Origin of the sequence: Flavobacterium sp. UGB4466, from assembly GCF_903469665.1 — a bacterium.
Lineage (GTDB): Bacteria > Bacteroidota > Bacteroidia > Flavobacteriales > Flavobacteriaceae > Flavobacterium > Flavobacterium lipolyticum.
Genome location: NZ_CAGKLC010000002.1, coordinates 142,922 through 153,086, shown reverse-complemented (window position 1 = coordinate 153,086; position 10,165 = coordinate 142,922). Strand labels below are relative to the sequence as shown.

7 protein-coding genes are annotated in these 10,165 nt (G+C 38.0%); 3 read left to right on the top strand and 4 right to left on the bottom strand.

Features of this window, described 5'->3' with window-relative positions:
* Positions 1 to 188: 188 nt before the first annotated feature.
* The 4 genes from JO950_RS01335 to JO950_RS01325 all read right to left on the bottom strand — a co-directional run bounded on the left by JO950_RS01335 (position 189) and on the right by JO950_RS01325 (position 7,212).
* Positions 189 to 5,858 carry an alpha-2-macroglobulin gene (locus tag JO950_RS01335; protein WP_202700705.1) on the bottom strand — a complete coding sequence of 1,890 codons (5,670 nt, stop codon included), beginning with the start codon at positions 5,856 to 5,858 and terminating at the stop codon, positions 189 to 191.
* 265 nt (positions 5,859 to 6,123) lie between these two features.
* Positions 6,124 to 6,540: a hypothetical protein gene (locus JO950_RS01330; protein WP_237732255.1), complete on the bottom strand. Its 417-nt coding sequence runs from the start codon at positions 6,538 to 6,540 to the stop codon at positions 6,124 to 6,126.
* 18 nt (positions 6,541 to 6,558) lie between these two features.
* Positions 6,559 to 6,756 carry a hypothetical protein gene (locus JO950_RS22190; protein WP_237732254.1) on the bottom strand — a complete coding sequence of 66 codons (198 nt, stop codon included), beginning with the start codon at positions 6,754 to 6,756 and terminating at the stop codon, positions 6,559 to 6,561.
* Between the two features lie 12 nt (positions 6,757 to 6,768).
* Positions 6,769 to 7,212 (bottom strand): nucleoside deaminase, encoded by a 444-nt coding sequence (locus JO950_RS01325; protein WP_017497260.1) that lies wholly within the window; start codon positions 7,210 to 7,212, stop codon positions 6,769 to 6,771.
* A gap of 61 nt (positions 7,213 to 7,273) precedes the next feature.
* On the opposite strand from JO950_RS01325, the gene JO950_RS01320 reads away from it, so the two are divergent.
* Genes JO950_RS01320 through JO950_RS01310 form a run of 3 tightly spaced genes read left to right on the top strand, consistent with a single transcriptional unit; the run spans position 7,274 to position 10,160 of the window.
* Positions 7,274 to 8,038, top strand: coding sequence for an energy transducer TonB (locus JO950_RS01320; RefSeq protein WP_202700704.1), 765 nt, complete (start codon positions 7,274 to 7,276; stop codon positions 8,036 to 8,038).
* Positions 8,039 to 8,074: 36 nt separating this feature from the next.
* Positions 8,075 to 8,314, top strand: coding sequence for an energy transducer TonB (locus JO950_RS01315; RefSeq protein WP_202700703.1), 240 nt, complete (start codon positions 8,075 to 8,077; stop codon positions 8,312 to 8,314).
* A gap of 58 nt (positions 8,315 to 8,372) precedes the next feature.
* On the top strand, positions 8,373 to 10,160 hold the full coding sequence (locus JO950_RS01310; protein WP_202700702.1) for a 1-deoxy-D-xylulose-5-phosphate synthase: 1,788 nt from the start codon (positions 8,373 to 8,375) through the stop codon (positions 10,158 to 10,160).
* Positions 10,161 to 10,165 lie beyond the last annotated feature (5 nt).

Below are 10,165 nucleotides of genomic sequence, written 5' to 3'. Positions count from 1 at the left end.
CTATATTTTACTGCAAAGTTCACAAAGTTTATTAGCCACAGATTATACAGATTAAAAAGATTATTTTCTTTCGCCACGACCCAAGCGATAGCGAACAGGCGAAGCAATTCACGAATTTAAAAAATTAAAATTCGTGAATTCGTGGCAAAAAAATCTTTATTAATCTTTATAATCTGTGTTCCATATTTTTACTTCACAACCTCAACCCAGAATCCTTTTGTTCGGGCCAGGAAGGTGTTATCGTACATCGCTTCGCACTGCAATCCCGGTAAATAATAATTCCCTAAATAGGATGCATTTAACAGAATTCGGAATACTTTGGTCTCTCTGGATTTCATTCCAAAATAGAAGTTGGTTCTGTCGTCGCGAATATCAATATAATCTGCAATATTATTGGTCGCGTCACCGTAGTCTGTGAAACGGGTATTAACGATTTCAAATCCTGAAGGCAAGATTTGTGACAGTGCCACATTCTGAACGCTTTCATTTCTTTGGTTTCTAACTGTAACTTCTGCAACAAATTCAGTTCCTTGACTGATTTTCGAAACATTAATAGCACTTCCTTTTCTGTTTTTGAAAACAATATTCGCAGCGACATCACTCTGAATCGCATTTTCCTGTCCGATTGGTAATATTCCGGTATTTAAAACTCTAACGTAAACCGTGTTGTTTTTAAGATTCTTCAGGACAACACTATTGGCACCTGTCTGAACTGTTAAACTTCTGTCGGCAATTGTTTTTTGTGTATTTATGGTTTCGCTTTTTCCATTTTTGCTGAATTGAAGATTAATTCCTTTAGGTCCGTTGCCAACAGCAAATTTAGACATGGCATACAGACAATAAGCAGTTGTTTGTGTGCTCATCCATTGGTTGGTCGACATTTCTTTAGCCAGTTTAGAAGCCATAGTGAATGCTTTTTGTTTTTGCCCTAAAAGCAGCATCGTTTCTAAAGCCATCGCTCTGTTTCTCTCGCTTGATCCATAATAGTAATAATTGTACTCGCTGGACTCGCTGTCAATACTGGTGCGCAATAATAAATTTTGCCCTGCCGATTTTTGTCCGGCCAAAACATAGGCAGCAGCCAGACGAAGCCTACTTTCGTTTGAAATACCTTTTGTTTCGCGCAATCTGTTCATCGAAGACAAATCAGCATTGCCTGCCAGCGCCAGCGTATACAATCGGTAAGCCTGAGCAAGATCATTACCGTACTTAGGCTCAAAACGCCATTGTTTAGCTTCTCTTTGCTGATAAGAAATCCATTTTGATTTAAAATTAATCGGTAAAACGTATCCTTTTTTCTCTGCTTCAATCAGGAAATGCCCGGCATAAGAAGACCCCCAATCATCGGCAGTGGTACTTCCCTGCCAATACGTTAAACCACCTGATGGCAATTGAAAACTTCCTAACTTACTAATTCCGGCCGTTATATTCTTTTGAATGATTCCTTTTCGGGTGTTGTCCAAATCAACAATATCGCTTAAAAACAACTGTGGAAAAACAGACGAAGTAGTTTGCTCTACACAGCCATGCGGATACTGAATGAGGTATTGCAGTCTTCCATTAAGATTGATGGTTGGCATTGAGGAAACTTCCAGTCTGGCTTTATTGCTTCCTGAAACTCCAAAGGTCTTCCAGGTAATGGTTTTGCTGCTGTTTGGAGGTAAAACAACATCCGTATACGTATTTGTAACCGGATTAGGATTGGTCATATCGATCTCTACATCATATACTGATTTCTCTTTTCCTGATGTCGCAATTACCTGCACTTTTCCAATTCCGGTAGCAGAACCTACTACCAGATTGAAGTAGGCCATTTTTTCGTCAGGCTGGGCAAAACTCAGACTTTGAGCAGCACTTCCCATTACTTTTAATCCGCCGCTTGTTCTAAGCTGAATCGTTACCTTCTTAATATTCTTTTCGGTAGCAAAAACGGTTACCGGAATGGTTACTTTTTCTGAAGGCGATATTTTTCGAGGTAATGAAGCCAATACCATCAACGGGCTTTTAACCGGAGTTGCTTTTTCGACACTTCCGTAGGCACTTGTATTGGCATCACCAGCAACGACCATGGTACGAACCGAACCTATGTATTTAGGCAGTTTCAGTTGATGTGCTTTCGTTTGACCTTTTTCTAATTTGAATGGTCCGTAGTACAACACTACTGGTTTAAATCGGTTGGCTTTTTTGGCTTTACCGCCACCTAAATCCTGATCCCCACCAATACTGAAAATTTGATTTATTTTTCCTCCGTATGCTCCGATCACATCGTCATAAATATCCCAGGTTTTAACTCCTAAGGCTTCACGAACATAAAAACTGTCCCAGGCATTTGGTGTTTTAAAACGGGTTAAATCTAAAAGTCCTTCATCTACAACGGCAATGGTGTATGTCATTTCTTTTCCAGTTTTCTCTCCCACTTTTACGGTAAAAGTCTGCTCCGGTTTTAAAACATCCGGCATGGAGAGGGTCGGCGCCAGAATGGTGTTTTTATCCACCACTTCTATCGGAACGATTCCGTACATACGAATAGGTGAATCGTTTTTAGTTGAAGCGTGCGGCTGCAAGAGTGTGATGTTAAAATACACGTTTGGTGCCATGGCTGCCGTAATCGGAATTTCGACTTTAGTTTCTCCCTGTTTTGTTTTGGCCCAGATGGTCTGCACCACTTTTGAACCGTTTTCGATCGAAATCAAAGCACGGCCTCCTTCACTGGAAGGGAAAGATATCTGTGCTTTTTCGCCTACAGCATAATTTTTCTTATCGGTAGAGAATACCAGCATATTAGCTGTAGAGGCATCTCTGTTGCGGGTTTTTCCGGACCAGATTGGCCAGTCAATATTTACGGTTAAAGCAGTGGCGTGTCCGTCTGTATGATCGGCAACACGTATCAAATAGCGCCCCCATTCTTCATCGGTTAAAGAAAACTGAATACTTCCTTTTCCGCTGGAATCTGTATTGATCACAAAAGATTTATACGAAGTGGTCGCATCCGACGAGTTGTAATTTGAAAGATTATCACTGGAAGCGTCCCACCACCAGCGCCAATCTACTTTATACACTTTTACCTCGAGATTTCTCACTGATTTTGGTCTTCCATTTTCATCCACCGTAACAATATCAAAACGGTTGTTCGTTCTGGTTTCCAGCATTCCATATTTATTAGGTTCCGGTGCTTTTATCCCAACATAAGTTTTGTATGGTGAATAAGTCGTCGAAATAACATCAGTACTAAAATCACCTCCTTCTTCATATACTTTTGTAATGAAGACGGCACGCAACATACCGGGAGCCTGCCCTTGTAGTTTTGGGTGGATATCGACTGATGCTTTTCCATTCTCATTTAATTTTCCGGAGAAAACATTAATTTCTTCTGAACTAAACTGACGCACCAAATCGTCAAAATTAAACTTCTCATATCCTTTAAATGTGGTGGTCTGCTGCGAAAATTTTGCCTGCATTTCTACATTCAGATTTTTTGCAATGGCACCATGAAGCCAGGTCACTTCAAGTGTACTGGTATTTGGATAAGAGGATGATAGTGTTTTTCTGGAGAAATTATTTTTAATTTTTAAACGATTCGGTTTAATCGTTTCGATTTTAATGCTTTTGTAAAACTTGGCACCACCCACACTTATCATTGCTTCCCAATTTCCTGTTGGCGCGTCAGCACTTGTTGGAACGATAAAACTGTAATGATTCAGGTCGTTTGTTTTCTGAATCGTCTGATAAGTTGTTTTACCATTCGGATCGTTTAATCTAAACTTAATCGGATGTGATTTTGGAAGTTTATTCGACGCATCGTTTAAGATAAAGGACAAATACAAATTATCTCCCGGACGCCAAACACCTCGCTCGCCGTAAATAAATCCTTTTAAGCCTTTTTGCAAAGTTTCACCTGCAACATCAAAATTACTTACCGATAACGAATAACCGTCATCCAACTTCACATAAGTAGACTGATCTCCTAAAGTAACAATAGCAAAGTAAGCAAACTTATTGAGCTGAAACGTAGCAATTCCTTCGCTGCTTGTTGCAGCAGTTGCAATTTTTTGCTGTTGAAAGGTATACAGATCCACTCTCGCATTTGAAACCGGCTCTGTGGTTACAATATTATTGACTGCAAAGAGATACGATTTATTCTCGCCTCTTTTGGCTATAACCCCTAAATCAGTTGCCAAGATATTTGTCGCAATTCTGGCATTATAGTAGTACGATCCTGTACAAGGATCCTGACTCTCTCTCCAGTCGTAATCGTCATAATAGTAATCATCATACGAATTGCCACTGTAGTTCACATCATTTTCATCTACCTCTTCTTCCTCTTCCTCCGAACTCTCATCGGAGGTTTCGCATTTATAAAGCGAATATTTCTTTTTGTAAACAAATTCTACACGGTAAATTGCGCCTGGCTCCGGCGTGATTATTTTAGATAAATCAAGAGCAAAGGTGTTCCACTTCGCCGGATTTATTAGTTTGCTTTCGACTAAATTCAGTGTGGTTTTGGCTATGGGTTGTGCCACTTTTTTGAGATTCTGACTTCCGTTCAGTTCATTATACTGCAAAAACTGAAGAATATTGTTCTTGTAAATTTTATACACCTTTACATCAACCGCACTTAGATTGACTGCTTCAAAATTCAATTTCAGATTGTTTGAACTTGGCAGAATCGTTCCGTTTTTAACGAATCGAACGTTAGGTTTTATTTGGTCAAAATTGATTTTCTCGGTATAATTGGCGTCCATCTTTTTGCCGTACTGACTTTCGATTCCCTGAAAAACTTCAAGTAACAATTCTCCCGACAAAACTGGTTCCGGTTCCTGAGTCTCTTCCTCGTTCTGAACCACTACCACAGCACTACTATCCGTAACAACTGCCGCCGAATCAACTACAACTGCTGCCGAATCAACCGCTAAATCTACCGTCTCTTCTACAGGTGCCGGAACTTCTTTTTTCTCCGGAGCTGTATTGCTAAAATATACTTTCAGGACATTCCCCTGAGTCGAAAATTTCAAATTGTTTGTATTCTGAATAGAGACCAATCCTTTAAAATCCTGCCCTTTTTCTAAAGGTTCCGAGAAATTAATTAAAAGAGACTGATTACTTCCTTCGGGAATATCGACTTTTACAATTTTAAATTCTTTTAAACCCGTAACCGCATAATCCAACTGCCCTTTCTGGTCGATATCAAAATCACTTCCGTCGTATTCGATTTCCAGATTCGAAGCTTCTAAAAACCTCTGAATACTGTCAATTTTGAAACGAAATTCTTTGGCTGTTCCCGTTTGTTTTTCGAATTTAATTTTAAGATCCTTCCCATTCTGATGAGCCTCAACTAATTTTTTAGCTGTTTCAACATCCATATTATCAGCCGTTTTTAAAACGCAGTTCAGGTACTGGTAATCTTTACTATACGATTGAACATCCTCCGTATTAATAGTAAAATCCTGTTTGATGGTTTTAACGGTAAAGTTGAACTTTGAAAGCTCCTTCTCTTTTTCCTTTGGAATGGTGATAAGTTTATCTAAGTTTAAAGTCACCTGATATTCTGTTCCTGCTTCCAGTTTTTTCTCCGGGATAAAAGCAATCGTATTGGTGGAGAGTGCTACTACTTTTCCACGTACATTTGGCGAGATATCAAATAAATCGTCGTCTAATTCCTGATTGACTTTCCATTCTTTTTTATCAAAAGCCAAAACAACTCTAATATCAGATTCCGAAGAGACGATGCCTCCCGTAAAACTAACAATGTACTCTTTGAATAATGAAAAATCGGAATTGAAATCGGCAGCTGATTTGCGACCACAAGATTGAAAAATAAAAAACGTACAAAACACGAGAAATAGTCCTTTTACTTTCACTTTTATTTAGAATTACAGGTTTACGAATTTGAAAATTGACAATGTACTTTAGCTTTTACCACTCTATAAATAAACTAGTGGTGTGTCAATTATATTGCATAAATATAATGTATTTTTCTAAATCTTTTAAGAGGAAAATTCTCCAAGGCAAAATATTTAAATGCTCTTAAGGGTAAAAATGATTACAGCATTTTCAGAGACTATTTGAGATTAGCCCTTTCATTTTTTAGTACTTTAGGAAGCTCTCTTTTCAAACTGCCTCTTTTTATAATTCTGTCCCAAGTCCGGACAATACTTTGTTCAATGCAACAGAATGTTCTTTTGTGTCAGCTGCATAAAGCAGTTGATTCGCTGCCTGCACTATGACTACATCATCATCATAATTACCATAAAAATTTACTCCTCCAAGCCATTGTTTAAAAGAGAATCCTTTATTTCTGAAGTTTGCACGAACAAAGTTCAATTCATCTTCTTCCAATTCATAAAATGTATTACCCGGAAACTTTAAAGCAAAACCTGCCTGAAGAAAAGCCATTGCAGTAAAAAAATCACTTAACGTTTCCGTTTCCAGATTCCAGTCTTGCTCGTCTTCGCTCATGTATACCGGAGGATCAGATTTTGACAAATCCTCTTTATGAATCCCCCACACACAAGCCTTTTGATTTTCAGAATAAAATATCAAATAATCATTGTGTTTATATTATTGAAAACGCTCCGGTACGATTAATAAATCCTGTGTGTGGTTTAGGTTTTGAATTTTACCCAATTCTGTATAGTAGTCCACAAATACCTCCGGAAGTGCACCAAAGATATTTTTAACTGCCTCCATTTCACTATCTGCAAAACCATTAGATTCAGTGATGTGAAATAGTTTTTTTATGGTTGAGAAATTGGTCATGATCTACAGCAATTATTTCCTTCTCTCTACAAAAAAGCGTTTCATAAGATCAGCCGCTTCATTGGCCATCACTCCGGAAACCACAGTTGTTTTTGGGTGCAATTGGGTCCCCATTGTCATGAAACCCCGATGTTCATCGCGAGCACCAAAAACAATTTTCGAAATCTGACTCCAATACAAAGCCCCCGCACACATTTGACAAGGCTCGAGGGTAACATATAACGTACAGTCTTTGAGGTATTTTCCGCCTAAGAAATTGGCAGCAGCTGTTATCGCCTGCATTTCTGCATGAGCCGTAACGTCATTTAATAATTCGGTTAAATTATGGCTTCTTGCAATAATTTTATCTGCGACAACAATGATTGCTCCAACAGGAATTTCGCCTTTTTCAAAAGCCATTTCAGCTTCCTGCAAAGCTTTTTTCATGAAGTATTCGTCGGTGAAAGGATTTATCATAAATACAAAAGTACATTTTTACTTAAATTTTTTATTACATTTAATTATTGAAATTTAAATCATGAATAAAAGACATCAAATCAATATTCCCGAGCCGTGCCACGAAAACTGGGACGAGATGACTCCAAAAGGCAATGGGAGGTTTTGTTTAAGCTGTACTAAAACTGTGGTAGATTTTACAAAAATGTTTCCGGAAGAAGTACAGCATTATTTTATTTCAAATCAAAATAAAAGTATCTGCGGAAGATTCAAAAATACACAACTTGATAATGTAATTATTCATATTCCGAGTCGTGTTTTATACTCACAAACGCAATACCACAAAATGTTTTTACTGGCATTGTTTATTACGATGGGTACTACATTATTCAGCTGTCAGGATCAAAACGGTAATAAACAGAAAATTGACAAAGTCGAAGTAGTACCTGCGGAACATCGAAACTATACAACAGGTATACCGATTACACCTACAAATGATTCCGCATTAACAAACACACCAAATGGCACGTATGCTATTATTTACAACTCAAGTGACTTGGATGTTTTACCTGTTCCCGAAAATGGAATGAAAAAATTTCATAAGTTTTTCGTTAAAAATTATACTCCTCCAAGTAAAACGGGAATAGATCCGGACAAAACAACTGTGGTATTTGTAATAGAAAAAGATGGCAGTTTAACTAATTTCAATATTGTTAAAAACACATCAATAGAAAACGGAAAAGAAGCAATAAGAGTTTTAGAAAAAGGACCAAAATGGCTTCCTGGAAAATTTAAAAAACAAATTGTTCGCTCGACTTATACCTTATCGATTCCGTTTGAACAGTAAAAATAGCTACAAAACATAAAATCACTATTCAAAACTTTGTTTATAGTCGAAAAAGATGGAAGTTTATCCTATTTTAAACCAATAGAAAGCAGTAAAAATGAACTTGGGGAAGAACTTATAAGGGCTTTAAAAACAGCTGAAAAATGGAGTCCCGGTATGCAAAATGAAAAACTAACGACGACCAGATACCTTGCTGTTTTATCAATCAAAGCAGATACAATATCCAAAAATCTAATAACTCCTGGAATAGATGCCATATCTATTACCAAATATTAGACAATTTCATTGAACTGAATTTAATTTTAAAAACCGTAAATTTGCTTTTTACCTTACAATGAAAAGTAACTTACTCTCCAACATATACAATCCCGCTGATTTACGCTTATTATCCGAAGCGCAACTTTCTCAGGTTGCACAGGAATTACGCGATTTTATTATTGATGTTGTTTCGGTTAAAGAAGGGCATTTAGGCTCCAGTCTGGGTGTAATCGAATTGACCATTGCACTTCATTATGTGTTTAATACTCCTGACGATTTATTGGTTTGGGATGTTGGACATCAGGCTTACGGACATAAAATCCTGACGGAAAGAAGGGAAATTTTTCATACGAACAGACAGCTTGAAGGCATTTCCGGTTTTCCTAAAAGAAGCGAAAGTATTTATGACACCTTTGGCGTGGGACATTCCTCCACTTCTATTTCGGCGGCACTTGGAATGGCCATTGCTTCAAAACTAAAAGGCGATTTCGACAAACAGCATATAGCCGTAATTGGTGATGCGTCGATTGCTTCAGGAATGGCTTTCGAAGGTTTGAATCATGCCGGGGTTACGGATGCTAATCTTTTGGTCATTCTAAACGATAATGCTATCGGGATTGACCCAAGTGTGGGAGCTTTGAAAAAATATTTAACAGCGGTTAAAAACGGGAAAAATCCGAAACAGAATAACATCATCAAGTCACTAAACTTTGATTATTCCGGACCAATTGACGGTCATGATCTTCCTGCTTTAATCAAAGAGCTTAACCGCTTAAAGAAGATAAAAGGTCCTAAATTTCTGCACATCGTAACCACAAAAGGAAAAGGTTTACAGCAGGCTGAAGAAAATCAGGTAAAATATCATGCTCCGGGAAAATTTGATGCTTCAACCGGAGAACTTTATTCCAAATCAGAAGAGAATTTACCTCCTAAATACCAGGACGTTTTTGGTCTGACGATTTTAGATTTAGCCAAAAAGAACGAAAAAATCATCGGAATCACTCCGGCAATGCCATCCGGAAGTTCTCTTAAATTTATGATGGATGAGATTCCCGAACGCGCTTTTGACGTTGGAATAGCCGAACAGCATGCGGTAACACTTGCTGCGGGAATGGTTACGCAGGGAATGACGGTCTACTGCAATATTTATTCGACTTTTTTGCAGCGTGCTTACGATCAGGTCATTCACGATGTTGCACTGCAAAACTTGCCTGTTATTTTTTGTCTCGACCGCGCCGGGTTAGTAGGTGAAGACGGTGCCACACATCATGGCCTTTTTGATATTGCTTATTTGCGTGCAATTCCGAACCTGATTATTTATGCTCCCCTCAATGAAATTGCCCTGCAGAATATTTTATATACGGCACAATTGGGATTAAATCATCCCATTGCCATTCGATATCCAAGAGGCCGTGGCGTCATCTCAAATTGGGAAGTAGAAAATTTCGGACATTATAAAAAAATTGAAATTGGTGCCGCAACCTGCCTAAAAAAAGGAACAAAAACAGCCGTTTTGTCCACCGGAACAATTGGAAATAATGTGATCGAAGCAATAAACGAATCTCACAATTCCGCAACCATTGCCCACTACGATTTCTCTTTCATCAAACCACTAGATACCAACACTTTAATCGACGTTTTCGCAAGTTTCGAGAGGATAATTACAGTCGAAGACGGTACTGTAAACGGTGGTTTTGGAAGTGCCATTTTAGAGTTTGCAGCCTCACATAATTTCAAAAATACCATCGAAGTTTTGGGTATTCCGGACAAGTTTATAGAGCATGGAACGGTTAATCAGTTACAACAATTGTGTAAAATTGACGTTAAAAGTTTAATAAATCTTTTTTCAAACGATACAAAATAATTATT